The following is a 24,191-nucleotide window of genomic DNA, read 5'->3' on the forward strand; positions in this document are numbered from 1 at the left end:
AAATGAAAAAGAAAGTCTATTCGGTCGGCGGCAAAGAGCTGCGGACGGTTGAATTGGATGATACGGTATTCGGTCTTCCGGTAAACGAAGATGTGATTTATTATGCCGTTATCAATGAATTGGCTAATAAGCGGCTTGGAACGGCGTGCACAAAAGATCGTTCGGAAGTGCACGGCAGTAACGCAAAGCCGTATAAACAAAAAGGCACCGGACGTGCGCGCCGCGGTGATAAAAAATCTCCGCTTTTACGCGGGGGCGGTGTTATCTTCGGTCCCAAACCGCGCGATTTCAGCTATACGCTGCCTAAAAAGGTAAAACGTTTGGCAATGAAATCTATTTTGAGCATGAAAGCGCAAAACGATTCTCTTACGCTTATCGAAGATTTTACCATTGAAAGCGGTAAAACAAAGGATATGGCGGCTATTTTGAAACATTTTTCTCAAAATGAAAGAACCGTTCTTGTCTTAAAAGATGACGATCAAAATATTAAGCGGGCTGCCCGTAATATTCCTACGTTGTCCTTTTTGTCCTATAACAGGCTGCGCGCGCACGATCTTTTTTACGGAAAAAAGATACTGATGCTTGAAAGCGCTGCAAAAAATTTGGCTGATTTTTATAAAAAGGAGGCCGAATAATGATGCACGAAGATGTAATCATTGAACCGGTGTTGTCGGAAAAGGCAACGGAATTGCGGGAACAGGGAAAGTATGTATTTAAAGTACATCCCGATGCAACGAAGCTTGACATAAAAGAAGCGGTAAGAAAACTTTTTAATGTAAAAGTCGCCGCTTGTACTACGATGAATGTGTTTGGAAAGATGAAACGGGTGCGTTACCGTGCCGGTAGAACTTCCAGTTGGAAAAAGGCCATCGTCAAACTGGCGCCTGGCGAAGTAATTAAAGTATTTGAAGGCGTATAGCTTTCAAATTTCGGAATAAAAGGGGATCCTAAACATGGCTCTTAAACTATATAAGCCGATAACCGCAGGGACCCGCGGGCGGGTTGATTTGCGCAAAGATGAACTGACCGCAGATAAACCCGAAAAAAGTCTTACGTCGGGAATTTCGTCGAAGGGCGGTCGCGGCGCAGGCGGGCGGATTGCGGTTCGGCATCAGGGCGGCGGTCATAAACGGCGTTATCGCGATATAGATTTTAAACGCGATAAACACGGTATTCCGGGAACGGTACGTACTATAGAGTATGATCCGAACCGTAGCGCAAATATTGCGTTGATATTTTATGCGGACGGAGAAAAGCGCTATATTATTGCGCCGCAAGGATTGGCTGTGGGGCAAAAAATCGTATCCGGCGAAAATGCTTCTCCTGCGGTAGGAAACGCATTGCCTTTGGAAGCTATCCCGGTTGGTTTTACCGTGCATAATATTGAGTTGACTTTGGGAAAGGGCGGGCAGCTTGCCCGTTCAGCCGGTGCGAGCGCGCTCGTTGCGGCAAAAGAAGGCGATTATGTATCTCTTCGTCTTCCTTCGAGTGAAGTGCGCAGAGTGCATAAAAAATGCTATGCCACTATCGGAACCGTGGGAAATGAAGACAGGCTGAATGTGCGTTTGGGTAAAGCCGGACGTAATAGGTGGCTGGGTGTACGTCCGTCCGTGCGCGGTATGGCGATGAACCCTGTAGACCATCCGCTGGGAGGCGGTGAAGGCGCCGGAAAAGGACGCAATCCCGTTACTCCGTGGGGACAACCGTGCCGCGGGTACAAAACCCGTAAAAAGCGGAAGGTGTCTAACAACTTTATTGTTACCCGCCGCAAGAAGTAGGAGAGGAGCGTAACGTGTCGCGATCTGTTAAAAAAGGTCCTTTTATAGAAAAGAGCCTTTATAAAAAGGTTATTGAAATGAATAAAGCGGCGGACCGGAAGATGATAAAAACATACTCCCGTTGTTCGACTATTATTCCCGAAATGGTAGGCAATACGATTTCGGTGTATAACGGCAAGTCTTGGGTGCCCGTGTATATTACGGAAAACCTTGTCGGGCATAAATTGGGAGAGTTTTCTCCTACGCGGATTTTCCGCGGGCATGCCGGATCCGATAAAAAAGCCGAGAATAAGTAGGTGGTCAAGATGGCTGAAAAAAGCGGGTACAGAGCTATAACAAAATTTCTTATAGCATCGCCTACAAAGGTACGTCCTGTAGCGAATGTTATCAAACGGAAAACATGTTCGGAAGCTATGGCTATTCTTGAGAATATGCCGCAAAAGGGCGCCGCGCTTATTCGCGGAACGGTAAAATCCGCAGTGGCAAATGCTCTTTTTGCAAACAAAAAGCTTGATGAAGATATGCTGTTTGTTAAAGAAATTCGTATTGATGAAGGGCCGCGTCTGAAAAGAGTGTGGTTTCGCGGCAAGGGACGTGCGGATATGCTTTTGCGGCGCATGTGCCATATTACCGTTGTGGTAGCTGAAAAGGCGGGGGAATAAAGTGGGACAGAAAGTTAATCCGATAGGGCTGCGCCTCGGCGTAAATAAAACGTGGCAGTCCCGCTGGTATGCGGATCCTCGCGAATATGCCGATTTGGTGCTTGAAGATCTGAAAATCAGAAAAATGGTTCAAGCTTTGCCGGAATGTAAAAATGCCGACATTGCCGATGTGGAAATTGTGCGCCATCCGCAGCGGGTGACGATTGTTATACACACGGCTCGTCCGGGCGTTATTATCGGTGTAAAAGGCGCGAATATCGAAAAAATCAGCGCTGAAATTCAAAAGAATTTGACCAAAAAGGTTCAAATTAAAATTAAAGAAATAAAAAGAGCTGAAATAAACGCTTCTTTGGTTGCACAAAACGTAGCGCGTCAATTGGTAAACCGCGGTTCGTTTCGCAAAGCTTTAAAACAATCGTGCTCCAGCGCTATAAAAACCGGCGCCCAGGGTATAAAGATCCGTATAAGCGGACGTTTGGGCGGGTCGGAAATGTCGCGCACCGAAGAGCATAAAGACGGCCGCGTACCTTTGCACACGCTTAGAGCCGACATCGATTACGGGTTTGCCGAAGCGCTTACTACGTTCGGAAAAATCGGCGTAAAGGTGTGGATTTATAACGGTATGATGTACGGTCGCGAACAAAACGAAGATGCCGGGCAGCTTTTGAAAAAACGCCGCGAGCGCACCGGTTTTGCAGACCGCGCAAACGGAAACGAGCATGCGCCGCGGGCGGACCGCGCAAACAAGCGCGAGCAGGGTGCTGCAGAGCATGCGGATAAAACTGCCGAAACCAAATCCAAGAGGGCGGCAAAGTCTTCTTCGGCTGCCGACAAAACCGAAAAAGCGGAGTCTCGGGCAAAGCCGGAAGCGGCGGACAGCGCTGAGCAGCAGGCGTAAAGGAGATAGGTATGGCGTTAAGTCCTAAAAGAGTTTTACACCGTAAGGTGCAGCGCGGTAGAATTAAAGGCAATGCTACGCGCGGCTGTCATATAGATTTCGGAGAGGTGGCTCTTGTTGCGCTTGAGCCGATATGGCTTTCGGCAAAACACATAGAAGCTGCGCGTGTTGCATTAAACCGTAAAATAAACCGCGGCGGACAAGTGTGGATCCGTGTGTTCCCGGACAAGCCTGTTTCTAAAAAGCCTGCCGATACCCGTATGGGTAAGGGAAAAGGTGCTCCCGAATTTTGGGCAGCGGTTATTAAGCCCGGTCAGATATTGTTTGAAATCGGCGGGGTGGATATCGGTTTGGCGGAACAGGCGGTTAAACTTGCGGGAAGCAAGCTGCCTATTAAAACCAAAGTTGCCTATCGCAATACGGTAGAGTAGGAGTAATACAATGGCAAAAAAAGAAAAAGAAAAAGAGTTGTCTTATTCCGAACTGGTTGCAAAAAGGAATGAGCTTAAAAAGAAGTACATGGATTTTCGTTTCCAAATGGTAATCGGACATGTTGAAAATCCTTTGCAAAAACGTACCATGCGCCGTGAAATTGCGCAAGTAAATACGTTGATCCGGCAAAAAGAAATAGCCGGCTTAAATAAGTAGGAGTTGACCCGTGGAAGAACAAGCAGTTCAAAGAAAAGCGGCGAAGCGTTCTTTTGTTGGTATTGTTACCAGCGATAAAATGGATAAAACCGTTGTCGTGTCGGTTTCAACAAAAAAACTGCATCGGCTTTACAAAAAATACGTTACGCGTGTCAAAAAATGTAAGGCACACGATGAAAAAAACGATGCACATATTGGAGACCGCGTGCGCATTGTAGAGTGTCGTCCGCTAAGCCGCGAAAAATGCTGGCGGCTTGACGAAATTATCGAACGGGCTAAATAACGGGGAGGCGCAATTATGATTCAGATGCAAACCAATTTGAACGTTGCGGATAACTCCGGAGCAAAAATCGTTCAATGTATAAAGGTTATCGGCGGTTCTCATCGCAGGTATGCAAGTATCGGTGATGTTATCGTTGTGGCGGTAAAGGATGCAATTCCTACGTCGGCTATAAAAAAAGGCTCGGTTGAAAAAGCCGTTATAGTGCGCATTGCCAAAGAATACCGCCGCTCGGACGGGACGTATATCCGCTTCGACGATAACGCGTGTGTTATTATAGACGCTTCGAACAACCCTAAGGGCAAGCGCGTTTTCGGTCCCGTCGCCCGTGAGCTTCGCGATATGGATTATATGAAAATCGTATCGCTTGCTCCGGAAGTGCTGTAACGGGTCTTGAGGAGTTAACGGAATGGAAAGAAAATTCAAGATTCGTAAAGACGATCAAGTGGAAATTATTGCCGGAAAAGACAAGGGTAAACGCGGTAATGTGGTTCGCGTTATCCGCGATAAAGACAGAGTTATTGTTGCCGGCTGTAATATCGTAAAAAAAGCGATGAAAAAGCGCAGCCAGCAAGACAGAGGCGGTATTGCCGAAGTCGAAGCGCCGCTGCATATTTCAAACGTAGCGATCGTGTGCAAAAAATGCGGTCCTACTAAAATCGGATACAAATTCGACGGCGATAAAAAAATCCGCGTCTGTCGTAAATGTGGAGATACCCTGTAATGAGCAATTACATACCCCGGCTTAAGAAAGTCTATAAAGACAAAATCGCCCCCGAGCTTTTTAAAGAACTCGGTTATACGTCCGTTATGCAAATTCCCGCTCTTAAAAAGATTGTGGTCAGCATGGGCGTCGGCGAAGCTCTCGCAAATAAGAAACTCCTTGATGCCGCAGTGTCTGATATAACGCTTATAACCGGTCAGAAAGCTGTAAAAACAAAGGCAAAAAAGAGTATCGCAAACTTCAAACTTCGTGAGGGCAATGAAGTAGGTGTAATGGTAACGTTAAGAGGCGCTCATATGTACGAGTTTTTAGACCGCTTTATTAACGCAGCATTGCCCCGTGTTAAGGATTTTCGCGGCGTCAATCCCAACGGTTTTGACGGACACGGAAATTATTCTCTCGGTATTACGGAACAGATCATTTTCCCCGAAATCGACTTCGACAAAATCGAGCGTGTTTCCGGTTTGAATGTGAATATCGTAACCAGTGCGCGTACGGACAGCGAAGCGCGTGCTTTGCTTACCAAGTTCGGAATGCCTTTTAGGAAGTGAGGAGTTCATGGCAAAGAAGTCGATGATTATTAAGGCTGCACGCAAGCCGAAATACAGTACCAGACGGGTTAACCGCTGCCAAGTGTGCGGTCGCCCGCGCGGATATTTACGGAAATATAAAATGTGCCGTTTGTGTTTTCGTAAGTTAGCAAGTGAAGGCCTGTTACCGGGCGTTACAAAATCCAGTTGGTAAAGGCGGGAGTAGAGTATGAGTGTTTCAGATCCCATTGCAGATATGCTGACCAAGGTTCGGAATGCGGTAACGGCGCGCCACGAAAAAGTTGATGTGCCGACATCCAAACTGAAACTGGAAATTGTGAAAATTCTGAAAACGGAAGGGTATATTAAAAACTTTAAAAAGATTACCCAAGATAATATAAACGTTATCAGAATATTCCTTAAATATGACGATAAAAATGCACCGGTCATTCACGGGATAAAAAAAGTTTCGACTCCCGGCCGCCGCGTGTATTCGGGTTATAAAGAGTTGCCCCGTGTGTATAACGGGTACGGAACGGTTATCGTGTCTACTTCTGCCGGCGTTACGACGGGCAGAAAGGCTGCCGAAAAAATGGTCGGCGGCGAATTGATTTGTACCGTTTGGTAAGGAGAAAGGAAGTATGTCAAGAATCGGTAAGCTTCCCGTAGCCGTTCCTGCGGGAGTAAAAATAACCGCCGCACAGCATGTAATCAGCGTTGAAGGTCCTAAAGGAAAATTAACGCAAGATTATAACGATTTGGTAACTATAGATGTTAAAGACAGCGAAGTGTGCGTGTCGAGAAATGACGACAGCAAAAATGCACGTGCCGCGCACGGCTTATACCGCAGTCTTATCCGCAATATGGTTATCGGTGTAACCGACGGTTTTTCAAAAAGCCTTATTATAAACGGCGTAGGTTTCCGTGCCGAAGTACAGGGTAAAATGCTGATTATGAATCTCGGTTATTCAACGGATTTTATTGCCGCTATTCCCGAAGGTTTAACCGTTACGGCGGATGCGCAAGGTAAAATAACTGTTGCCGGTATCGATAAACAGCAAGTAGGCGAATTTGCTTCGCAATTGCGCCGCTTAAGAAAACCGGAACCGTATAAAGGTAAGGGTGTCCGTTATGAAACGGAAACAATTAAACGCAAAGTCGGTAAAGCCGGCGTAAAATAAGGGTGTTTACTATGTTTAGAAAACTGAGTGATAAAGAACGAAAGCGCTTAAAAAGAAAAATTCATATCCGCAAACACCTGCACGGTACCGCTGCGCGTCCCCGTATGACTGTAACAAAAAGCAATTGCAATTTGTATGTACAGGTTATAGACGACGATGAAGGTAAAACGCTTGCAGCCGTTTCCACTTTGGAAAAAGATTTTTCGTCGGTAAAGCCCAATGTGGCAGGCGGCGAAAAAATAGGCGAAGCGATGGGCAAACGGCTTGCGGAAAAGAAAATTACTACAGTTGTTTTTGACCGCAACGGATATTTGTATCACGGTGTAGTTAAAGCTATTGCCGACGGCGCCCGCAAAGCCGGAATCGTATTCTAGGAGAGGCTATGGAACATCAACGTAACCATGATAAAGATCAGCCGAAAGAGTTTATTGAAAAACTGGTAAAATTAAACCGCACTGCCAAAGTTGTAAAAGGCGGCCGCCGTTTTTCTTTTTCTGCATTGACGGTTGTCGGCGATCAAAAAGGACGGGTCGGCTACGGATTCGGCAAAGCAAACGACGTTACCGAAGCAATAAAAAAGAGTATCGATAAAGCAAAACGTAATTTGGTAACGCTTCCCTTGCGCCACGGCACGCTGCCGCATGAAATTCAAGCTACGTACAAAGGCTCTTCGGTGCTTTTGCTTCCGGCTTGTTCAGGAACCGGTATTATTGCAGGCGGTCCGGTGCGCGCTATTATGGAAGCTGCCGGCGCAACCGATGTTATGTCCAAGTCTCTCGGTTCGAGTACGTCTATTAACGTAGTGCGGGCAACTTTTAAAGCCGTAGAAAATTTGATGGACGCACGTGAAGTTGCAAAAAACAGAGGCAAAAACCTCAAAGATATGTGGGGTTAATGATGGCTAAAGCAAAAAAAATCAGAATAACGCTGATTAAAAGTACTATAGGACAAAAACCTGCAAAACGGGCAACTGTGCGCAGTTTGGGCTTAAGAAAAATTAACTCGTGTGTGGAACAGGAAGCAAATCCCGCTATTTTGGGAATGGCGGCATCCGTTTCTCATTTGGTAAAAGTTGAGGAGATAAATTAATGGCCGATTTGGTTCTTTCTGCGCCCTACGGCGCCAATAAAAAGAAACGCATTGTTGGTCGCGGCTCTTCATCGGGACGCGGTACGACTGCAGGACGGGGTAACAAAGGTCAACAATCCCGTTCGGGCGGCAAAACTTATGTGGGTTTTGAAGGCGGACAAATGCCGCTGTACCGCCGCATCGCACGCCGCGGTTTTTCCAACTATCCGTACCGCAAAGAGTACGCCGTTGTAAATCTTGACGGCATAGACGCTAAATATGCGGACGGTGAAACGGTAAACCGCGAAACGCTGACTGCTAAAGGTTTAATTAAAAAGTCGGCGTCTTTAATAAAGATTTTAGGCAACGGCGATATTGCTAAAAAATTGACCGTGTGCGCGGATAAAGTTTCGGCTTCGGCTAAAGAAAAAATAGAAAAAGCCGGCGGAACGGTTAGCGTAACCGGCGATTAAACGGGCGGAAAGATATGGCAAGCAATCCTATAGTGAATATGTTTAGGGTAAAGGAATTGCGTGAGCGCATTTTATTTACCGTTACGATTCTCGCGGTGTTCCGCCTCGGCAGCGTGTTAACGGTGCCGGGTATAAGTCCTCATGCTTTAACTGCATATTTTTCATCATTGACCAAAGGCAACGCTTTTGTCGATTATATGGACTTTTTTGCAGGCGGCGCGTTTTCCAATTTTTCAGTGTTTATGCTCGGTGTTATGCCGTACATTTCAACCCAAATTATTATGCAGCTTGCACTGATTATTTTCCCCAGCTTAAAGCGCATTGTGCAGGAAGACGGCGGGCAAAAAAAAGTGCAATCGTGGACGCGTATCGGTACGGTATTTGTGTGTATCGTACAAGCTGCGGCTTTAACCGCATACGCGTACTATGTGCCGGGTGCGGTCATTATTTCCAACGGCATTTTATTCAGATTGCTGTTTATTTTAACGGTTACTACCGGAACTATGATTACCATCTGGTTGGGTGAACAAATAACAGCGCGCGGTATCGGAAACGGCATTTCGATGATTATTTTTGCCGGTATTGTCGCACGTTTGCCGTCTGCCGTGTATGAATTGGGTAAATTGATTAATACGCAGGGCAGCCAAATGTTGGTAAAAAGCGTTGTAGTGCTGGTTATGTTTATCGGTATTATCGCCTTTGTTGTGTATGAGCAGCAAGGCGAGCGCAAAATACCCGTTCACTATGCCAAACGCGTTATCGGTAGGAAAATGTACGGCGGTCAAAGCACGTACATTCCGTTTAAAATAAATCCGTCGGGCGTTATTCCCATTATTTTTGCTTCTTCGTTTTTAACGTTCCCGCTGCAAATTGCTTCAAGTTTGGGGCCCAACGTGCGCGCGCTTAACCGTGTTGCCGCCGTTCTTACGCCTACCGGCTTATTGTACAACGTTTTGCTCGTTATATTGATTGTCTTTTTTGCGTATTTTTATACACAGGTAACTTTAAACCCCACCGAAATCGCAAAAAACATTCGGGAAAACGGAGGTTCCATTCCCGGAATCAGAACGGACAAAACGGAAGAATATATGCAAAAAGTCTTGAACCGTTTGGTTTTGCCCGGTTCTTTGTATTTGGCGCTCATTGCGGTTTTGCCGACTGTAATTCAAAACGCATTCGGTTTTCCTCAAAGCATTTCTTTGATTATGGGCGGTACTTCGCTGTTGATTTTGGTCGGCGTCGATTTGGACACAATGAGTCAAGTTGAAGCATTGCTTAAAATGCACCATCACGACGGTTTGGTAAAAAAAGGCAAACTACGCTCTCGTAATTTATAACGGTGCGGTTACTGGTATTATAGGAGATACTATGAAAGTACGAACAAGTGTAAAGCCTATTTGCGATAAGTGTAAGGTGATCAAACGTGCCGGTGTTGTCCGGATCATTTGTTCCAACCCCAAGCACAAACAGCGTCAAGGCTGAGCTTAAGGAGTAACTGAATGGCTCGAATTGCGGGAGTTGACCTCCCTAACAAGCATGTCAATGTTGCGTTGACTTACATTTACGGAATCGGACGTTCTTCGGCTGCAGAAATTTGCGCCAAGACAAAAATAGATCCGGAACGCATGATGAACGACCTTTCTCAAGACGAAGTTGCATCTTTGCGTACGCTTATCGACGGCGAATACAAAGTGGAAGGCCGGTTGCGTTCGGAAATAGGTTTGAATATCAAACGCCTTATGGATATCGGCTGTTACCGGGGCTATCGGCACAGAAAAGGACTGCCCGTCCGCGGACAGCGCACGCGCACCAATGCACGTACACGCAAAGGTAAGAAAAAAACCGTTGCGGGCAAGAAGAAATAGGCTGGAGGTATTATAAATGGCTACCGTAAAAAAACGCAAAGAAAAAAAGAGCGTATATGAAGGCAACGTGTATATTCAAGCAACCTTTAATAATACGATTATTACGATTACCGATTTAAAAGGAAACGCGCTGTCTTGGGCATCCTCAGGCGGTTTGGGATTCCGCGGTGCAAAAAAATCGACTCCGTTTGCAGCCCAATCCGTAGCGGAAACCGCAGTTCAAAAAGCGGCAAGCTACGGACTTCGCGAAGTGCATGTATTTGTTAAAGGTCCCGGAGTCGGACGCGAAGGTGCGGTTCGTTCTTTAGGAGCTTTGGGATTAAAGGTAAAATCGATAAGCGATGTTACCCCCATTCCTCATAACGGCTGCCGCCCGCGTAAAACGCGGCGCATGTAACAAAGCCGAAAACGGTAAGGTGTCAGCTTCCGTGCACGTTTGTGCGTTATAAAACGGAAACTGTTTTTTTAAGGCGTGCTTTTTTTAAGTATAAAATGCCGTAAAAAAGCGCGTTTATACAAGGGCGGCTTAATGCCGAACTTTACTTATAATGATAAGGAGTCCCGATGGCCCGTAAAAATCTGCTTCAAGGATTTAAGACACCGAAAGGGATTACGTTTGAGCATATCGAAACCAGTCCGAATTGCGGAAAATTTACCGCATATCCTTTTGAACCCGGTTTCGGTACTACGGTCGGAAACACGCTGCGCCGCGTATTGCTGTCCAGCATTCAAGGCTATGCGATTACTTCCGTGCGTATTACCTCTTACGACGCGGACGGTGTTCCTCACGTTATTTCCAGCGAATTTGAAAGTATTCCCGACGTTGTGGAAGACGCGTTGGAAGTGCTGAACAATATGAAGCAAATTCGGTTAAAACTGGATAGCGATACCGAACAGGAAACATTTTTATTTGAATTCAAAGGTCCCGGAAAAGTTACCAGCGATATGTTTGAACGCGGAACACAATTGAGCGTTATGTCCAAAGGTATGCATATCTTTACAATGATGGAACATGCTCATTTGGAATTTGAAGTTCAAGTAGACTTGGGACGCGGTTATGTTCCCGCCGAAGAAAACGAACGTTATATCGAAGTTGTGGGAACCATACCGATGGACGCCATATTTACTCCTATACCGAAAGTAAAATATTCGATTGAGCCGTGCCGCGTGGGGCAGCGCAACGATTACGATAAACTCGTTATGGAAATATGGACAGACGGCAGCGTATCGCCCGAAGACGCTCTTGCTGAAGCTGCAAAAATTGCAAAAGATCATTTTTCGATTTTTATTAATTTTAACGACAGCGAAATGGGGCGCGGAGACGATTATGATGAAGACGACGAGCGTATTCGCCAGCTTTTGAATACCCCCGTTGAAGAATTGGAATTGTCGGTACGTTCTTCTAACTGCTTAAAAAATGCAAATATCCATACAATCGGAGAGTTAACTAAAAAAACCGAAGACGATATTGCCAAAACCCGCAATTTCGGCAAAAAAAGCTTGTTGGAAATAAAAGACAAACTGCTTGAATGGGATCTTAACCTCGGTATGACCGATTACAGCCATTTGAAAAATGCGGTAAATTTAACGAAAAAAAAGGAAGAAGCGAATGAATCATAGAAACGGTTTTAATCCCCTTTCGCGCACAGCTGCACATCAGCGCGCTATGTCGCGGAATATGGTAACGTCGCTGTTTAGATACGAGCGGATTACCACGACAAAAGCGAAAGCCTTGGAAGTACGCAAAGCTGCGGAAAAACTGATTACCCGCAGCAAAGTAGACAGCGTGCACAACCGCCGTCAAGCAGCTCGTTTTATTGCGGATGCTGCGGTGTTGGCAAAATTGTTTACCGATATCGGTCCGCGCATGAAAGAGCGTAACGGCGGCTATACGCGTGTGTTAAAGCTCGGTTTCCGCCAAGGAGACGCAGCGGATTTGGTTATCCTTGAGCTGGTCGATTATAAATTGGATACTTCAAAAGCGGATAAAAAAGAAGATAAAGCCAAAAAAGAAAAACCTGCGGAAACAAAGGCTGCAAAGACGGGTGCTTCCGTAAAGGATAAGGGAGCTGCTAAAGAAAAAACTTCCGGCAAAAAAGCCGCTTCCGATAAAACCCCGGCACAAGACGGAAACACTAAAAAAGATGCAGATGGCAAAACCGGAGCAAAAAAAACTTCGGCTAAAAAAGATGTAAAAGCCGCAGATGGTAAAAAAGCAAAAGGCGAGTAAAGGAGAGCAGTTATGTCGAAATCACATCGCGGAAAAGGTATACGTTCTCTTGCCCGTCACGGAAGAGGAACATGCGGCCGCTGTAAAAAAGAAAACATTAAAGTGCTGTATGAGCACGAAATAGACGGCAAAAAAGTAACAGTTTGCAAATTCTGTAACGCTGCCATTAAAAACAGCAACGTTCCTGCGCCGGCTGCTGCAGCTGAAGCAGCTCCCGCAGCGCAAGCATCTGCTGAACAAACGTCCGCCGAAGCAACTGCAACTGCCGAAGCGGTTTCTGCAGAATCACCTGCGGAAACTGCAGCAGCCGAAGAAGCGTCTGCAGCAGAATAAAGAAGAGCGGAATAGTCTAGAGGATTAGAGTCTGTCCACGAACTTCAGTTTTTTGGACAGAACTTCGCTGAGCGGGCGGCGTGTTTGAACGGTTTAAAGTTCGGATGCGCCGCCCGTTTATTTTACTTAAAACTTTATCCACAGTAAAAAAACTTTAGTAAAACTATAGACAGGTTTTTTATTTTTAAGTATAATAGCTTTTATCTTAAAAACGAGGGGTTTTATTATGATGCTTTTTTCTAAAAAATCCATACCTTTTTTGGGGTACGCAGCATTTGTAACTGCTGTTGCCGCCGTGCTCGTGTTTTTTGCCGGCTGTGCAAAAAAAGAGAGCGACCATTTTGTTATCGGCGGTATTTTTCCGCTGTCCGGACCTGTCGCCGTATACGGAAACGAAGCCCGTAACGGCGTTGAACTTGCCGTTTTGGAAATAAATGCTGCCGGAGGTATCGGCGGTAAACAAATAAAACTTATCAGCGAAGACGACGAAGGCAACCCTGAAAAAACGGTTAACGTATATAAAAAATTGACCACAAAAGACGGCGTAAAGGTTATTATCGGCTCTCTTACATCGGGGGCAACCGCCGCCATAACATCGCTTGCACAAGCTCAAAAAGTAGTGCTTTTGGCGCCTGCGGCAACTTTACCGAGCATTACCGATGCAGGCGATTTTATATTCCGAGCATGTTTTATAGATCCCTTTCAAGGAACCGTCGGCGGCAAGTTCACTGCCGAAAACTTGGGCAAAAAACGTGCGGCGGTACTGTACAATATAACAAACGATTATTCGGTCGGCTTGTACGAAAATTTTAAAATCGCGTTTGAAAAAGCCGGCGGTTCGTTATGCGCTGCAGAATCTTACAGCGATGGAGACAAAGATTACCGGGCACAGCTTACAAAAATTAAAAATGCCGCACCGGATGTGGTTTATCTGCCGGACTATTACGGAACTGTAGCTTTGATTGCCAAGCAGCTTCGTGAACAAGGCATAGATACTGCCATGGTCGGCGGCGACGGCTGGGGCGGTTTAATGGAAAATGCAGGAGACGAAGTAGTAAATGGATTTTACTCCGATCACTATGCTGCAGATTCCACCGATGAAAAAGTAACCCAATTCGTCGACTCCTACAAAAAAATGTATAAAACAACTCCGGTTTCTTTTGCGGCTTTGGCATACGATTGTGTGTACCTTTTAAAAGACGCTGCCGAACGCGCATCCAGTGCTTCAGATACAACTTCTCTTAAAGAAGCGCTTGAAAAAACAAACGGCAGTTATGTTACCGGCAATTTAACGTTTGATGAAAAACATAACCCGATAAAATCCGCCGTTATGATGGAAATCGTAAAAAAAGACGGTAAATTGACGGCGGTGTATAAAGCGGCGGTTAACCCGTAAGGCTTAAGGAGCGTTTGTGGAAACCGGCACGATGACGATGATTATCCGCCAGCTGGTAAACGGTTTGTCGCTGGGAAGTATTTATGCTTTAATTGCTTTAGGCTACACTATGGTGTATGGCATTGTAAAGCTGATAAACTTTGCTCACGGCGACATCCTTATGGTAGGCTCTTATTGCGGATTTTTTATTATGAGTATGCTGGGAACAAGCCCCGCCGCCTTAATAGCCGCTTTTGTGTTTGCAATGGCATTTTGCGCACTTTTGGCGGTTTTGATTGAACGTTTTGCCTACCGCCCGCTTAGAAACGCACCGCGCCTTAATTCGCTTATTACGGCAATTGCCGTTTCTTTAATTTTACAAAACGGCGCGCGGGTTTTGCCTTTTATAGGACCGAACCCCCGCCAATACGTGCGTCCCGAACCAGTGACGATTGTGTTCGGCCCCGTATCGGTTTCCAATATACAGCTTTTTGTGATTGTATTGTCGGCATGTTTAATGCTTATACTCAATTATGTAATAAATCATACGAAGGTCGGCAAAGCCATGCGCGCCGTGTCGTTCGATATGCACGCTGCAAGCCTCATGGGAATTTCTGTAAACAAAACCATTGCATTTACTTTTGCACTCGGAGCTGTGCTTGCAGCGGCGGGCGGCATTTTATATGCGGCATCGTATCCGCAAATAGATCCGGTAATGGGAACTATGCCCGGTCTTAAAGCCTTTGTTGCCGCCGTTTTGGGCGGCATAGGGTCGGTGCCGGGAGCTATGCTCGGCGGCTTTATTTTGGGCATTGCCGAAACAATGACAAAGGGTTTTTTATCCTCGCAATTTGCCGATGCGATTTCTTTTGCCATTCTTATCGTTATTTTACTGGTAAAACCGACCGGCATTATGGGCGGAACAAAGCGCGAAAAAGTATAAAAAGAGGCACAGGTGAAGCACGTTCGTTCAATAAAAAACACCATTATTCCCGCTTGTTTTGCCGCTTGCGCCGTAGTACTGCCCGCTTTGTTGATCCGTTTTTCGGTTATAGACGCATACACGGCGCAAATTATTACACTGGCAGGAATTAACGCGTTGATGGCGCTTAGCGTAAATATTGTGTGCGGTATTACCGGTCAACTTTCTTTGGGGCAAGCAGGCTTTATGGCAATCGGAGCATATTCGGCACTTCTTTTAACCGAAACGCTTCATTTGCCGCTTGCACTAAGCGTGTTTGTTTCCGGCATTATAACGGCATTTGCAGGCTTTGCTATAGGTTTTCCCACTTTAAAACTAACCGGAGATTATTTGGCAATCGTTACGCTCGGCTTCGGCGAAATTATCCGCGTGGTTTTGGTAAATTTTAAAGAACTTACCGGAGGCGCAAGCGGCAAACGTTTTACAGATCCTGGTGCCGTATGGCTTTCGCTGACACCCTATGGCGCATGGTTTTTTATAATCGGCACTTTGGTAATTACCATTGTATTGCTGCATAATTTTATACGCTCCACGTACGGCAGGGCTGTGCTTGCCGTACGCGAAGACGAAATAGCCGCTTCTTCAAGCGGAATCGGTGTATTCCGCTATAAAATGACCGGTTTTGTTATATCGTCCTTTGTTGCCGGTATTGCAGGTGCGCTATACGCTCCCTTTATCGGTTTTATAAAGCCCGATTTGGCATCATTTAACCGCAGCATAGACTACCTTATTTTTGTAGTATTGGGCGGCATGGGCTCAATAACCGGTTCAGTGCTTTCAGCCTTTGTGCTCAGCTATATGCAGGAATTTTTGCGCTTTTTAAAAGACTTTAGACTGCTTATTTATCCGCTCATTTTGATTTTTGTAATGCTGTTTCGTCCGCAAGGACTGTTGGGTATAAAAGAATTGTCTTTTGTAGCACTGTGGGAAAAAATGTGTGCTTTCGTGTGCGCTGTTTGGATTGCACAAAAAGAACGTTTGTGCCTAATGCGCGCTGCAAAGCAAGATGAGGCAGACGATGGAAAGTGAAAAATTTTTAATGCAAGTAAACGATATTTCCATTGTGTTCGGCGGTTTGCGTGCAGTAAGCAATTTTTCGTGCACTTTGCACAGAGGGGAGTTGGTGGGTCTCATCGGACCGAACGGTGCGGGAAAAACCACTGTATTCAATATGCTTTCCGGCGTATATACGCCGAGCGAAGGAAGCATTGCTTTTTGGGATAAAAAAGGGCGCGTACACGGCGTTGAAAAACTTTCGAGCGATAGACTGAACCGCTTGGGTATTGCACGCACGTTTCAAAATATCCGATTGTTTTCCAACCTAACGGTTGAAGACAATATACGCATTGCACTTCACGGCAGCCGTAAAGTAAACCCGTTTGATGTGCTGCTGCGCACCCGCCGTTTTTACAACGATGAGCAGCGCATGGCGGAAAAAGCCGCCTCTCTTTTGGAATTGTTTAATATCGAAAATAAAAAAAGCGAACTTGCTAAAAATCTTCCGTACGGCGAACAGCGTAAATTGGAAATTTGCCGGGCATTGGCATCTTCGCCGCTTCTTTTGCTTTTAGACGAACCTGCTGCCGGTATGAACCCGCAGGAAACGGATGAACTGATGAAGCTTATTTCCTTTATACGTAAGGAATTCGATGTAACGATTTTATTGATAGAACACGATATGCATTTGGTTATGGGAATTTGCGAGCGCTTGATTGTGCTCGATTACGGGCGGATTATTGCCGAAGGTAAACCGAGCGACATTCAAAAAAATCCGGCTGTTATTAAAGCATATTTGGGAGATGAGGTGCTGAACAATGCTTAAAGTAAACGATTTGACTGTTCAGTACGGTGCAATTCGCGCTTTGCGCGGTATTTCGTTTGAAGTAAACGAAGGCGAAATAGTATCGCTTATCGGTTCAAACGGCGCGGGAAAAACAACCGCTTTGCACGCAATTTCAAATATTATACGCAAAAGCACGGGAAGCGTTGTGTTTGAAGATCAGGATATAAGCCGCCTTGCTCCCGATGCTATAGTGCGCACCGGTCTTATTCAAGTGCCTGAAGGACGCAGGATTTTTGCGAACATGAGCGTACACGAAAATCTTGAAATGGGCGCTTACACAAGAAAAGACCGTGCGGCTGTAAAAAAAGATATGGACAAAGTGTTTACCCTTTTCCCGCGCCTTAAAGAACGTTCACGTCAAGTAGGCGGCACGCTTTCAGGCGGAGAGCAGCAAATGCTTGCAATGGGGCGCGCCCTTATGTCAAAGCCTAAACTGCTGCTGCTCGACGAACCGTCTATGGGACTTGCTCCTATTTTAGTTGACGAAATTTTTTCGATTATAAAAACAATAAATGCCGAAGGCACGACTGTGCTGTTAGTCGAACAAAATGCTTTTAAAGCGTTGTCGATTGCAAAGCGCGCATACATATTGGAAACGGGTAAAATAATAAAAAGCGACGACGCTTGTGTTTTAATAAAAGACAAAACCGTAAAAAAAGCCTATTTGGGAGGCTGATAAACCGGTCTATAAAACTGTCCGTAACACCGTCTACCGGCAACGGCAACGGAACGGGAAGTGGATATTCCACATAAGTTTGCTTCAAATGCTGCATATACCATTTCGTTGGGGTATTCGGTTGCCCGCGGTGAACGCTTTCGCAGAATTAATTTTTATTGTAGACGAATTGAATAAGACGTGTTAAAATAATTTTATGACCGTAGCCGATGTTATGACAAAAAATCCGGTGTATATAAATCCGGATATGTCCGTAAACGATGTAAAAGCACTTATGACAAAAGAAGGTGTCGGGCGCTTCCCTGTTTTGGATAAAAACGATAACTTAGTGGGTATCGTTACCAAAAAAGATTTAATTAAAGCAGCTCCGTCTTCTGCAACAACATTGGATATGTATGAAATAAGCTATTTGCTTTCCAAACTGACAGTCGAAAAGATTATGGAAAAAAACGTAACGGTAGTACAGGAAAGCGAAGTAGTGGAAGAAGCTGCGCGTATTATGGCGGATAAAGATATCAGTTGCTTGCCGATTATGCGCGGTAATTTGCTGACCGGCATCGTTACCGTTCGGGATTTGTTTGCTACCTTTGTGGATATGTTCGGTGCACGTCACCGCGGAGTGCGCGCTTCATTTTCGTTAGACGAAAAACCCGGTCAAATAGCACACTTTGCCAAAGCGATTGCCGATTTAAACGGAAATATCGTGTCGCTGGTAACCGCAGAGGGCGAAGACGTAAAGCACCGGCGTTGTACAATAAAAGTATCCGATATAGCAAAGGACGATTTAATACGCATTATTAAAGATATCGGCGCCGTTTTGGAAGATATCCGTTAGGCTGGGGTACTTAAAAAGCTTCGGTTTTGCCATGGACGAAATACATATATTACAACAAATTATCGATACAAGCAGCTCAATTGTGTTTTTCGGCGGAGCGGGGGTATCTACCGAAAGCGGTATTCCCGATTTCCGCAGCACGGGCGGGTTGTACAATCAAGAGTGGAAATATCCGCCGGAAACTATTTTAAGCCGCAGTTTTTTTAATGCGTATCCGAAAGAGTTTTACCGCTTTTACCGCAGCAAAATGCTTTTTCCGCAAGCAAAGCCCAATGCGGCGCATACCAAACTTGCACAATTGGAAAATGCGGGAAAATTAAAAGCGGTAATTACGCAAAACATAGACGGCTTACACCAAGCGGCGGGAAGTAAAACGGTGTACGAATTGCACGGCAGCGTGCTGCGCAACTACTGTATGAACTGCGGTGCTTTTTATGATGTGGACTATATTATTAAAAGCGGCGTCCCCGATATGAGTACCGTTCCCGTGTGCATAAAAACAGAGCATTGCGGCGGCACGGTAAAACCGGATGTAGTGCTGTACGAAGAAAGCTTAAATACCGACATTCTTTCAAAAAGTGCTGCCGCCGTTGCCGCAGCAGACACGCTCATTATCGGCGGAACGTCGCTGGCGGTGTATCCTGCCGCTTCGTTAATTCAATACTTTAAGGGCGCACACTTAGTGCTGATAAACAAGGGCGAAACCGCAGCGGACGGCAGCGCCGATTTAATTATAAGATCTCCCATTGCCGAAGTTTTTTCGCAGTTAAAAGTATAAAAAGCGGCACGCCGCGCGCTACCGTGCGCGGTTTTTATCGGTTTAGTCGCTAACCGCCATTACTTTGCGCGTTTCGTCTATATCCGGTCCTGCAACGCGGATAAAGTACATGCCGCGCGCAACGGAATCTCCGCTCGCGTTTGTGCCGTTCCAGCGATACAAGTGTTTGCCCTCTTCGGCATATCCTGAATGCAGTATTTTTACTACGTTTCCGTCAAGGCTTATAACGGTAATGCTTAAAGTTCCGGAACGGCTCATATCCACTTCTATAACGGTGTTTTCCCTTACGTTTGTGTTTATAACGTTGTTCAAAATACTTACGCCGCCGCGCTGGCGTTTTATTGCGGAAATATCCAATGACCACAAATCGATCGATGAGGGATCTTCCGGATTTTTTAAGCGCAGGGCATAAAGCGGAACGTTCGGCGTTGAACCGTCGGCATCGTGGTCGATGGTAATAGGTGAGCCTCCGCTGTCCTGTAAACCAAATAAAAAACCTACTCTCGAATTTGCAGGATATCCTAAAAAATCCGTATGCGCTATATTTGAAGGATGGTTAAGCAATGTAAAAGCACACTGTGAAGCACTCAAAGTTTTTGTGAAAACTCTGAGCGCACTGTTTGCTTTAGAGCTGATGGACGGTAAAATTGTCGGAAGCCATATACGGCTGTTTAAACCGGTGAGCGCATTGAATTCGATTGCTACAGAGTCTTCATCGGGTGTGTTATCCATATACAATTTGAGTTTGCCTACGGTTGGCGTTAAGGGCGGAGCACCGCCTATGGCATTTTCAATCGCAACATTCAACGTAATGTCTTCTTTTTCGAGTACGGTGTTGCCAGGAGCACCCGAACCATCGAACAAGCGCGCGGCATGACTGTTTGTTCCGTACAGCCCTTGAGTTATAAAACCCGATGTGCCGTCGTCCAATTTTTTGTTGTCGAAAGCGTACAGCGGGTGAACGACGTTTACTGCAAAATCGCTGAGCGCGTGCGCATGACCTGCAACTGACGGAAAGCCGCCGAATTTAGGTTCAATGGAAATTGTATGAGAGGTATCCGGTTTAACTTTTACCTGTGCATTTTGAAGTGCGCCGTACGGCACATTTTCATTGAGAAAAACGATAAGACCTGTTCCTTTTTGAGTGTCCGCAGCAACGGATGCAGGAATGGCTTCGTTGACGCGTAATGTTCCGGCTCCGGTAATTTCAAGGTTGCCCGGAATTTTTGCCAATACGTCAGCACTTGTGTTTAGCTGAGAAGTAAACAATACAAACATCCGGTTTGTTCCGACCGGGGCTACCGTTAATCCTATATTCGGCGGCGCTGCGTTTATGGAACCGGTGTCGCCGAAATCAAAACCTTTCATTCTGTTTCCGGCAAGGTCGGTTATGCGGCCTGTTGTTGCGTTTGCGTTGTATTTGACTTTGAATGTTTCAGCTACCGGAAAAGTGCCGGTATGGTTCAGTTTAAATTGCAAATACAACGTGTCGCTGTCCGAAAATCCTGCAGGAGAGGTAGGAATGGGACCGTACAGCGCTTCGTTTTCCGTTTTTTGGTTTACCGTTACGCTTGTGTCTGAAAATTTTTGCACTTCCGTATTAAATTCGCTCGTGTCGGCGCTAAAACTAAAAGCTTGTGCAACTGTTACGTTTGTTCCGTCGGTAAGCGTGCATGCGCGTATGCCGCCCGTTGTGCGGTTGCTTCCGGTAAGGCGGGAACCGCCGTAAGAGTCGTAGCGGTTGTTATTATTGCTCCATCCCGGAGCGGGTTTTGCAATTTTAGGCGTTTTCCACCACGGCTCGGAAGTGGTGTAAGAAGGAGTATTGTCGAAAAAGTGAAATTCCATCTTATCGGCAAAGCGTGAAGAGGAAGAATATGCGGTTATTTCTTTTTGAGCTGAAGAGCTTGTCCAATCCGTCTGTGTATTTGCAGCTTTTGCGCACACGGGAGCAGAGGTATCCCATGGACCGTAATTGCTTCCTGCGGGCGTACTTACCGTGCGCTGAACGCTGCGGTCGAGTTCTTGCTGATTATTGCGGGCACGTATGCTTACGCCGCCGTCACTGCCGCCTAAAGCTAAGATTGTTACTTGAGTGCCTGCTGGCGGGGTTACCGCATTTTCTATGCAGCCGACCCATTTTTTACACGTTTTTCCGTTAACCGTTACCGATCCTGCGGTATAGCCGGCAATGGAAATGCGTAAGCGGCATTCTTGGTTTGCCGGAGCAGGCAGTGTTGCAGGCGGCTGTGCAGAAGAAATTACAAACCTGCGGTACAAAGCGTGCGGCTGCTGCGGAAAGTGCTGGTATGCGGGGAATAAAATACTTGCATCAAGAGTTCCAGCAGCGATTGTCGCCAAGCCTGCAATCTTTAAACCGCTGTTTCCCAAATTTGTAATTTCGCCGAGAGAGGAGCTTACGTGTTGATTTACGGTGGCGTGAGCAATGTCTTCCGTTGTGCCGCTTCCGCCGATAAATACCGGTTCCGAATAGCGGAATTCAATAAAATTGTGTGCGTCGCAATCCGCTTGAGCTGCAGGGTTTTGTGTGTGCTGTTCTTGTCCCGTGTATACGGCGGCAAGAACGGGCGGGCAGTTATCGGTTATTCCGGTAAACTTTCCGCTTCCGTTATAATGCTGGATGCGGTTTTTATGTGCGTCGCGCAGCGTTTCGTAAAGGTCATTGAGTGCTTTAGGTATGTTTAAGTTCGGTGTTACAGTTCTGTGTTCCGGTGTTTGATTTCCCTTCCAGCTTCCGCGGTCGGTACTGTCACCGTTTCCCGCAAAAGTACCCGTTGCATCCGTGTTCCATCGCAGACCGTTGGTACGTAAAAAGAATTTGTCGATGTCTCCCTTTCCGTCGGTTGAACCTGCTGCAGTATTATCCGGGGTGCCGTCACTTTTGACTATGCGGGCTTCGCTAAAGGCGAGTACACCGTTGTGATATTTTATATTGGCAAGCGCTTTGGAAATTTCATTGTTGCTGTTTTCAATCGGTTCGCTGAATTTCACATAGATTGTGTCATCGGATACGGTGTAGGCTTGTACGATGGTCGGGCGGTTAAAATCCCAGTTTGGGTTTGTGCCGCCGCCTGTACATCCTTCAGCTGCGGTTACCCATCCGGGACCTGCAGTGCAGTTTTGTACCGTTGTAAAATACGCTTCGGCAAAGGCGGATGTTGCATTGTCGTTGTCCGGAATAGCGAGCGTCCACGCTCCGCTTGCTGCCAAGTTCATTTTATTGGCATAAAAGTTTTTGCCGACGCTCAGGGTTTTACCGCTTAAATCGGAAAAAGCGCCGCTGTAAGATGCTCCGCCAAAGCCGGGGGCAAGAGTTTCGCCGTCGGGAAGTTTTCCTGCAGGGAATACGGAATTCCAATCGAGGGAAGGCGCTGCCGTTTTTCCCGTTCTCTTGCTGTTATGATAGGTAAACAGGTCTGCAACCCCCGACTCCGTGTCGGAAGCGATATAACCGTTTCCAAACAGAGCTATGTCACCCGACGTTGTAATGCCGCCGCTTAAAGGGGCAAACGTAACCGTTCCGTTGAACAGCACAAAATTGGCACAACTCAGAGAATTCTTTAAAGTAAGGTTTGTTCCGATAAATATATTGCAGTCTGCGGGCTTGGTTATATGTGAAGGATCCAAAGTTGCAGTATCCGTAAAATAAATGTTTTTTGAATTAAAAAATACTTTATGACCGGGAAGTTCTGCGGGAATTGCGGCGTTATCGGTAATCGGAGCTCCTATTTGAACTCTGCCGTTTCCTGTTTGTTCGAATTTATCGTTTAGTTTTATGTGACCTTTTATTATTAATTTTCCCGATGCTACGTCGGCATGTAAAACAGCGGCTGTTATTCGATTTTTGATTTCTATGGTTCCGGTTCCTGTTGTTACAATAACGGTTCCGCCGGTTATTTGTGCTTTTGTCGATATGGTTCCGCTTAAAGATACTAAAGTAATTGTATTGTGCGCCGCATGTATGGCTGCGTTGTTTTCAAAAGTAAGGGATTGTTCGCCGTTAAAATAGGTATCGGCTGCACTGATAGTGAGAGCTCCATGATATGTTTGCCGTTTTGCCGTAATTTTAACTTGGCTGACGGGCGTCGGAGTATGTATTTGGGTTGATCCGCCTATATCGATATCACCATTTTCAACTTTTACTTGCGAAGTTTGCACAACAAAGTTTTTTACCGTTAAGCCGTTTTTTGCGGTAACGGGATTTTGTACGGTAAAAAGAGAGCTTCCGCTTGCGTCTATGGTGCCTGCCGTTATACCGGCTTGTGCCGTTACATTTCCGTTTCCGGTAAACTTGAGCGTATTGTTGTCGTTTGTTACAACGGAAGCATGTTGTTCAAAGGTAAGAGAACTCGTTGCCGTAAAATTCGTATCGGCAGTGAGCGTAACCGCTCCTTTATAATTTTGAGTCGGTGCGGTTATCGTTACGGGGGCGCCGTGCTGTATAGTTGTTTTACCTTTTACCGTAAGAAAAGATCCTGTATTTATGCTTCGCCTTACAATAAGATTTTCATAAGGACCTTCGTATACAACATCTGTTGAACCTTCACTGTATTCGACGGTACAGCCCGATTTTAAATCGATATAAGAAAAAAGAAACAGATTTTTTTGTGTACTCGTACCGTATAGTTTTAATTTGCCCGATACATTTATAACCGGAGTATTGCCGGAAAAACCGTTTCCCCGCAAATCTAAAACGGCACCGGATTTTATATTAAGGCTTACATTTATTTCGCAGGACACCGTTGCTGCCAAATAAGGACTACCAGAATTAACGGTATAAGTGCCTGTCGGCAATGTGTTTATGGGTGTTGTCGAAGGTAAAGACGGAGACCAATTTGTAAGATCGGTAATGTTGCCGGACCCGCCTATCCATGTATAGTTTTGTGCCCATACGGCGGTACCGCATAAAATAGCGGTAAAAACACATAAAACCGTTCTAAAAACCTTCATATTCTCCATAGTATAGCACGGTTTTTATTTTTCGTACAAGCTCCGCTTTTGACAGTGTCGG

General features: G+C 45.8%; 32 protein-coding genes and 2 pseudogenes. 33 read left to right on the forward strand and 1 reads right to left on the reverse strand.

Annotated features, from left to right (window positions below):
* Positions 1 to 2: 2 nt before the first annotated feature.
* From rplD to HMPREF9193_RS10325, 33 genes and pseudogenes are all read left to right on the forward strand, one after another.
* Positions 3 to 635 (forward strand): 50S ribosomal protein L4, encoded by a 633-nt coding sequence (gene rplD, locus HMPREF9193_RS10175; RefSeq protein ID WP_021688057.1) that lies wholly within the window; start codon positions 3 to 5, stop codon positions 633 to 635.
* On the forward strand, positions 635 to 919 hold the full coding sequence (locus tag HMPREF9193_RS10180) for a 50S ribosomal protein L23 (protein ID WP_021688058.1): 285 nt from the start codon (positions 635 to 637) through the stop codon (positions 917 to 919). The genes rplD and HMPREF9193_RS10180 overlap by 1 nt, the downstream gene beginning before the upstream one ends.
* A gap of 34 nt (positions 920 to 953) precedes the next feature.
* Positions 954 to 1,778 carry a 50S ribosomal protein L2 gene (gene rplB / locus HMPREF9193_RS10185; protein ID WP_021688059.1) on the forward strand — a complete coding sequence of 275 codons (825 nt, stop codon included), beginning with the start codon at positions 954 to 956 and terminating at the stop codon, positions 1,776 to 1,778.
* Between the two features lie 14 nt (positions 1,779 to 1,792).
* Positions 1,793 to 2,074, forward strand: a complete 282-nt coding sequence (gene rpsS, locus HMPREF9193_RS10190; RefSeq protein WP_021688060.1) for a 30S ribosomal protein S19 — start codon at positions 1,793 to 1,795, stop codon at positions 2,072 to 2,074.
* 9 nt (positions 2,075 to 2,083) lie between these two features.
* Positions 2,084 to 2,440: a 50S ribosomal protein L22 gene (gene rplV / locus HMPREF9193_RS10195; protein WP_040848267.1), complete on the forward strand. Its 357-nt coding sequence runs from the start codon at positions 2,084 to 2,086 to the stop codon at positions 2,438 to 2,440.
* Position 2,441: 1 nt separating this feature from the next.
* Positions 2,442 to 3,128, forward strand: a pseudogene (gene rpsC, locus HMPREF9193_RS10200) (30S ribosomal protein S3); the annotation flags it as partial.
* A 221-nt stretch (positions 3,129 to 3,349) separates the two neighbouring features.
* Positions 3,350 to 3,769, forward strand: coding sequence for a 50S ribosomal protein L16 (rplP, locus tag HMPREF9193_RS10205; RefSeq protein ID WP_021688063.1), 420 nt, complete (start codon positions 3,350 to 3,352; stop codon positions 3,767 to 3,769).
* Positions 3,770 to 3,779: 10 nt separating this feature from the next.
* Positions 3,780 to 3,986 (forward strand): 50S ribosomal protein L29, encoded by a 207-nt coding sequence (gene rpmC / locus HMPREF9193_RS10210; protein ID WP_021688064.1) that lies wholly within the window; start codon positions 3,780 to 3,782, stop codon positions 3,984 to 3,986.
* 10 nt (positions 3,987 to 3,996) lie between these two features.
* The gene (gene rpsQ, locus HMPREF9193_RS10215) at positions 3,997 to 4,269 is read left to right on the forward strand and encodes a 30S ribosomal protein S17 (RefSeq protein ID WP_021688065.1); all 273 of its coding nucleotides are present in this window, start codon (positions 3,997 to 3,999) and stop codon (positions 4,267 to 4,269) included.
* A 15-nt stretch (positions 4,270 to 4,284) separates the two neighbouring features.
* Positions 4,285 to 4,653: a 50S ribosomal protein L14 gene (gene rplN, locus HMPREF9193_RS10220; protein WP_021688066.1), complete on the forward strand. Its 369-nt coding sequence runs from the start codon at positions 4,285 to 4,287 to the stop codon at positions 4,651 to 4,653.
* A 22-nt stretch (positions 4,654 to 4,675) separates the two neighbouring features.
* Positions 4,676 to 4,990: a 50S ribosomal protein L24 gene (rplX, locus tag HMPREF9193_RS10225; protein ID WP_021688067.1), complete on the forward strand. Its 315-nt coding sequence runs from the start codon at positions 4,676 to 4,678 to the stop codon at positions 4,988 to 4,990.
* Positions 4,990 to 5,541, forward strand: a complete 552-nt coding sequence (rplE, locus tag HMPREF9193_RS10230) for a 50S ribosomal protein L5 (RefSeq protein ID WP_021688068.1) — start codon at positions 4,990 to 4,992, stop codon at positions 5,539 to 5,541. Before rplX ends, rplE begins: the two co-directional genes overlap by 1 nt.
* A gap of 7 nt (positions 5,542 to 5,548) precedes the next feature.
* Entirely contained in the window at positions 5,549 to 5,734 is a 186-nt protein-coding gene (locus HMPREF9193_RS11100) for a type Z 30S ribosomal protein S14 (protein WP_084604401.1), read from the forward strand.
* Positions 5,735 to 5,749: 15 nt separating this feature from the next.
* Positions 5,750 to 6,148: a 30S ribosomal protein S8 gene (rpsH, locus tag HMPREF9193_RS10235; RefSeq protein WP_021688069.1), complete on the forward strand. Its 399-nt coding sequence runs from the start codon at positions 5,750 to 5,752 to the stop codon at positions 6,146 to 6,148.
* 13 nt (positions 6,149 to 6,161) lie between these two features.
* Positions 6,162 to 6,701, forward strand: a complete 540-nt coding sequence (gene rplF / locus HMPREF9193_RS10240) for a 50S ribosomal protein L6 (RefSeq protein WP_021688070.1) — start codon at positions 6,162 to 6,164, stop codon at positions 6,699 to 6,701.
* Positions 6,702 to 6,712: 11 nt separating this feature from the next.
* Positions 6,713 to 7,075: a 50S ribosomal protein L18 gene (gene rplR / locus HMPREF9193_RS10245; protein WP_021688071.1), complete on the forward strand. Its 363-nt coding sequence runs from the start codon at positions 6,713 to 6,715 to the stop codon at positions 7,073 to 7,075.
* An 8-nt stretch (positions 7,076 to 7,083) separates the two neighbouring features.
* Positions 7,084 to 7,596, forward strand: coding sequence for a 30S ribosomal protein S5 (rpsE, locus tag HMPREF9193_RS10250; protein ID WP_021688072.1), 513 nt, complete (start codon positions 7,084 to 7,086; stop codon positions 7,594 to 7,596).
* A gap of 2 nt (positions 7,597 to 7,598) precedes the next feature.
* On the forward strand, positions 7,599 to 7,790 hold the full coding sequence (gene rpmD, locus HMPREF9193_RS10255; RefSeq protein ID WP_040848282.1) for a 50S ribosomal protein L30: 192 nt from the start codon (positions 7,599 to 7,601) through the stop codon (positions 7,788 to 7,790).
* Positions 7,790 to 8,242, forward strand: a complete 453-nt coding sequence (gene rplO, locus HMPREF9193_RS10260) for a 50S ribosomal protein L15 (protein ID WP_021688074.1) — start codon at positions 7,790 to 7,792, stop codon at positions 8,240 to 8,242. Before rpmD ends, rplO begins: the two co-directional genes overlap by 1 nt.
* Before the next feature lie 14 nt (positions 8,243 to 8,256).
* Positions 8,257 to 9,579, forward strand: a complete 1,323-nt coding sequence (gene secY, locus HMPREF9193_RS10265) for a preprotein translocase subunit SecY (protein WP_021688075.1) — start codon at positions 8,257 to 8,259, stop codon at positions 9,577 to 9,579.
* 31 nt (positions 9,580 to 9,610) lie between these two features.
* Positions 9,611 to 9,724, forward strand: a complete 114-nt coding sequence (gene rpmJ, locus HMPREF9193_RS11105; RefSeq protein ID WP_016526180.1) for a 50S ribosomal protein L36 — start codon at positions 9,611 to 9,613, stop codon at positions 9,722 to 9,724.
* A gap of 17 nt (positions 9,725 to 9,741) precedes the next feature.
* Complete coding sequence (gene rpsM / locus HMPREF9193_RS10270; protein ID WP_021688076.1) at positions 9,742 to 10,107, forward strand: 30S ribosomal protein S13; 366 nt, start codon at positions 9,742 to 9,744, stop codon at positions 10,105 to 10,107.
* A 16-nt stretch (positions 10,108 to 10,123) separates the two neighbouring features.
* Positions 10,124 to 10,504, forward strand: a complete 381-nt coding sequence (rpsK, locus tag HMPREF9193_RS10275) for a 30S ribosomal protein S11 (RefSeq protein ID WP_021688077.1) — start codon at positions 10,124 to 10,126, stop codon at positions 10,502 to 10,504.
* Between the two features lie 167 nt (positions 10,505 to 10,671).
* On the forward strand, positions 10,672 to 11,727 hold the full coding sequence (locus tag HMPREF9193_RS10280; RefSeq protein WP_021688078.1) for a DNA-directed RNA polymerase subunit alpha: 1,056 nt from the start codon (positions 10,672 to 10,674) through the stop codon (positions 11,725 to 11,727).
* Positions 11,717 to 12,190 (forward strand): annotated as a pseudogene (rplQ, locus tag HMPREF9193_RS10285) (50S ribosomal protein L17); the annotation flags it as partial. The gene HMPREF9193_RS10280 and the pseudogene rplQ, both read left to right, overlap by 11 nt.
* A gap of 159 nt (positions 12,191 to 12,349) precedes the next feature.
* A complete protein-coding gene (locus HMPREF9193_RS10290) occupies positions 12,350 to 12,670 on the forward strand; it encodes a hypothetical protein (protein WP_021688080.1) in 321 nt (106 codons plus the stop codon).
* Between the two features lie 229 nt (positions 12,671 to 12,899).
* A complete protein-coding gene (locus tag HMPREF9193_RS10295) occupies positions 12,900 to 14,066 on the forward strand; it encodes an ABC transporter substrate-binding protein (RefSeq protein ID WP_021688082.1) in 1,167 nt (388 codons plus the stop codon).
* A 37-nt stretch (positions 14,067 to 14,103) separates the two neighbouring features.
* The gene (locus HMPREF9193_RS10300; protein WP_084604404.1) at positions 14,104 to 14,988 is read left to right on the forward strand and encodes a branched-chain amino acid ABC transporter permease; all 885 of its coding nucleotides are present in this window, start codon (positions 14,104 to 14,106) and stop codon (positions 14,986 to 14,988) included.
* Between the two features lie 12 nt (positions 14,989 to 15,000).
* Positions 15,001 to 16,056: a branched-chain amino acid ABC transporter permease gene (locus HMPREF9193_RS10305; RefSeq protein ID WP_021688084.1), complete on the forward strand. Its 1,056-nt coding sequence runs from the start codon at positions 15,001 to 15,003 to the stop codon at positions 16,054 to 16,056.
* Positions 16,046 to 16,849 carry an ABC transporter ATP-binding protein gene (locus tag HMPREF9193_RS10310; RefSeq protein WP_021688085.1) on the forward strand — a complete coding sequence of 268 codons (804 nt, stop codon included), beginning with the start codon at positions 16,046 to 16,048 and terminating at the stop codon, positions 16,847 to 16,849. Before HMPREF9193_RS10305 ends, HMPREF9193_RS10310 begins: the two co-directional genes overlap by 11 nt.
* Entirely contained in the window at positions 16,842 to 17,546 is a 705-nt protein-coding gene (locus HMPREF9193_RS10315) for an ABC transporter ATP-binding protein (protein ID WP_021688086.1), read from the forward strand. The genes HMPREF9193_RS10310 and HMPREF9193_RS10315 overlap by 8 nt, the downstream gene beginning before the upstream one ends.
* Positions 17,547 to 17,742: 196 nt before the next feature.
* Entirely contained in the window at positions 17,743 to 18,381 is a 639-nt protein-coding gene (locus HMPREF9193_RS10320; protein ID WP_021688087.1) for a CBS and ACT domain-containing protein, read from the forward strand.
* Between the two features lie 31 nt (positions 18,382 to 18,412).
* Entirely contained in the window at positions 18,413 to 19,159 is a 747-nt protein-coding gene (locus HMPREF9193_RS10325) for an NAD-dependent protein deacylase (protein ID WP_021688088.1), read from the forward strand.
* A gap of 42 nt (positions 19,160 to 19,201) precedes the next feature.
* Here HMPREF9193_RS10325 and HMPREF9193_RS10330 read toward each other — a convergent pair whose 3' ends face one another.
* Positions 19,202 to 24,130 carry a flagellar hook assembly protein FlgD gene (locus HMPREF9193_RS10330; RefSeq protein WP_040848271.1) on the reverse strand — a complete coding sequence of 1,643 codons (4,929 nt, stop codon included), beginning with the start codon at positions 24,128 to 24,130 and terminating at the stop codon, positions 19,202 to 19,204.
* Positions 24,131 to 24,191: the final 61 nt, after the last annotated feature.

Origin of the sequence: Treponema lecithinolyticum ATCC 700332 (assembly GCA_000468055.1) — a bacterium.
In the GTDB taxonomy this organism is placed as follows: domain Bacteria; phylum Spirochaetota; class Spirochaetia; order Treponematales; family Treponemataceae; genus Treponema_C; species Treponema_C lecithinolyticum.

Excerpts from the sequence above, each read along its gene's own strand:
- rplR (WP_021688071.1), top strand. The coding sequence starts at position 6,713 with ATGTTTAGAAAACTGAGTGATAAAGAACGAAAGCGCTTAAAAAGAAAA.
- rplO (WP_021688074.1), top strand. The coding sequence starts at position 7,790 with ATGGCCGATTTGGTTCTTTCTGCGCCCTACGGCGCCAATAAAAAGAAA.
- rpmJ (WP_016526180.1), top strand. The coding sequence starts at position 9,611 with ATGAAAGTACGAACAAGTGTAAAGCCTATTTGCGATAAGTGTAAGGTG.
- HMPREF9193_RS10320 (WP_021688087.1), top strand. The coding sequence starts at position 17,743 with ATGACCGTAGCCGATGTTATGACAAAAAATCCGGTGTATATAAATCCG.
- HMPREF9193_RS10180 (WP_021688058.1), top strand. The coding sequence starts at position 635 with ATGATGCACGAAGATGTAATCATTGAACCGGTGTTGTCGGAAAAGGCA.
- rplV (WP_040848267.1), top strand. The coding sequence starts at position 2,084 with ATGGCTGAAAAAAGCGGGTACAGAGCTATAACAAAATTTCTTATAGCA.
- rpsE (WP_021688072.1), top strand. The coding sequence starts at position 7,084 with ATGGAACATCAACGTAACCATGATAAAGATCAGCCGAAAGAGTTTATT.
- HMPREF9193_RS10325 (WP_021688088.1), top strand. The coding sequence starts at position 18,413 with ATGGACGAAATACATATATTACAACAAATTATCGATACAAGCAGCTCA.
- rplB (WP_021688059.1), top strand. The coding sequence starts at position 954 with ATGGCTCTTAAACTATATAAGCCGATAACCGCAGGGACCCGCGGGCGG.
- HMPREF9193_RS10330 (WP_040848271.1), bottom strand. The coding sequence starts at position 24,130 with ATGAAGGTTTTTAGAACGGTTTTATGTGTTTTTACCGCTATTTTATGC.
- HMPREF9193_RS10310 (WP_021688085.1), top strand. The coding sequence starts at position 16,046 with ATGGAAAGTGAAAAATTTTTAATGCAAGTAAACGATATTTCCATTGTG.
- HMPREF9193_RS10300 (WP_084604404.1), top strand. The coding sequence starts at position 14,104 with ATGATTATCCGCCAGCTGGTAAACGGTTTGTCGCTGGGAAGTATTTAT.
- rplF (WP_021688070.1), top strand. The coding sequence starts at position 6,162 with ATGTCAAGAATCGGTAAGCTTCCCGTAGCCGTTCCTGCGGGAGTAAAA.
- rpsK (WP_021688077.1), top strand. The coding sequence starts at position 10,124 with ATGGCTACCGTAAAAAAACGCAAAGAAAAAAAGAGCGTATATGAAGGC.
- rpsH (WP_021688069.1), top strand. The coding sequence starts at position 5,750 with ATGAGTGTTTCAGATCCCATTGCAGATATGCTGACCAAGGTTCGGAAT.
- HMPREF9193_RS11100 (WP_084604401.1), top strand. The coding sequence starts at position 5,549 with ATGGCAAAGAAGTCGATGATTATTAAGGCTGCACGCAAGCCGAAATAC.
- HMPREF9193_RS10295 (WP_021688082.1), top strand. The coding sequence starts at position 12,900 with ATGCTTTTTTCTAAAAAATCCATACCTTTTTTGGGGTACGCAGCATTT.
- HMPREF9193_RS10315 (WP_021688086.1), top strand. The coding sequence starts at position 16,842 with ATGCTTAAAGTAAACGATTTGACTGTTCAGTACGGTGCAATTCGCGCT.
- rplX (WP_021688067.1), top strand. The coding sequence starts at position 4,676 with ATGGAAAGAAAATTCAAGATTCGTAAAGACGATCAAGTGGAAATTATT.
- rplN (WP_021688066.1), top strand. The coding sequence starts at position 4,285 with ATGATTCAGATGCAAACCAATTTGAACGTTGCGGATAACTCCGGAGCA.
- rpmC (WP_021688064.1), top strand. The coding sequence starts at position 3,780 with ATGGCAAAAAAAGAAAAAGAAAAAGAGTTGTCTTATTCCGAACTGGTT.
- rpsM (WP_021688076.1), top strand. The coding sequence starts at position 9,742 with ATGGCTCGAATTGCGGGAGTTGACCTCCCTAACAAGCATGTCAATGTT.
- rplD (WP_021688057.1), top strand. The coding sequence starts at position 3 with ATGAAAAAGAAAGTCTATTCGGTCGGCGGCAAAGAGCTGCGGACGGTT.
- secY (WP_021688075.1), top strand. The coding sequence starts at position 8,257 with ATGGCAAGCAATCCTATAGTGAATATGTTTAGGGTAAAGGAATTGCGT.
- rplE (WP_021688068.1), top strand. The coding sequence starts at position 4,990 with ATGAGCAATTACATACCCCGGCTTAAGAAAGTCTATAAAGACAAAATC.
- HMPREF9193_RS10280 (WP_021688078.1), top strand. The coding sequence starts at position 10,672 with ATGGCCCGTAAAAATCTGCTTCAAGGATTTAAGACACCGAAAGGGATT.
- HMPREF9193_RS10290 (WP_021688080.1), top strand. The coding sequence starts at position 12,350 with ATGTCGAAATCACATCGCGGAAAAGGTATACGTTCTCTTGCCCGTCAC.
- rpmD (WP_040848282.1), top strand. The coding sequence starts at position 7,599 with ATGGCTAAAGCAAAAAAAATCAGAATAACGCTGATTAAAAGTACTATA.
- rplP (WP_021688063.1), top strand. The coding sequence starts at position 3,350 with ATGGCGTTAAGTCCTAAAAGAGTTTTACACCGTAAGGTGCAGCGCGGT.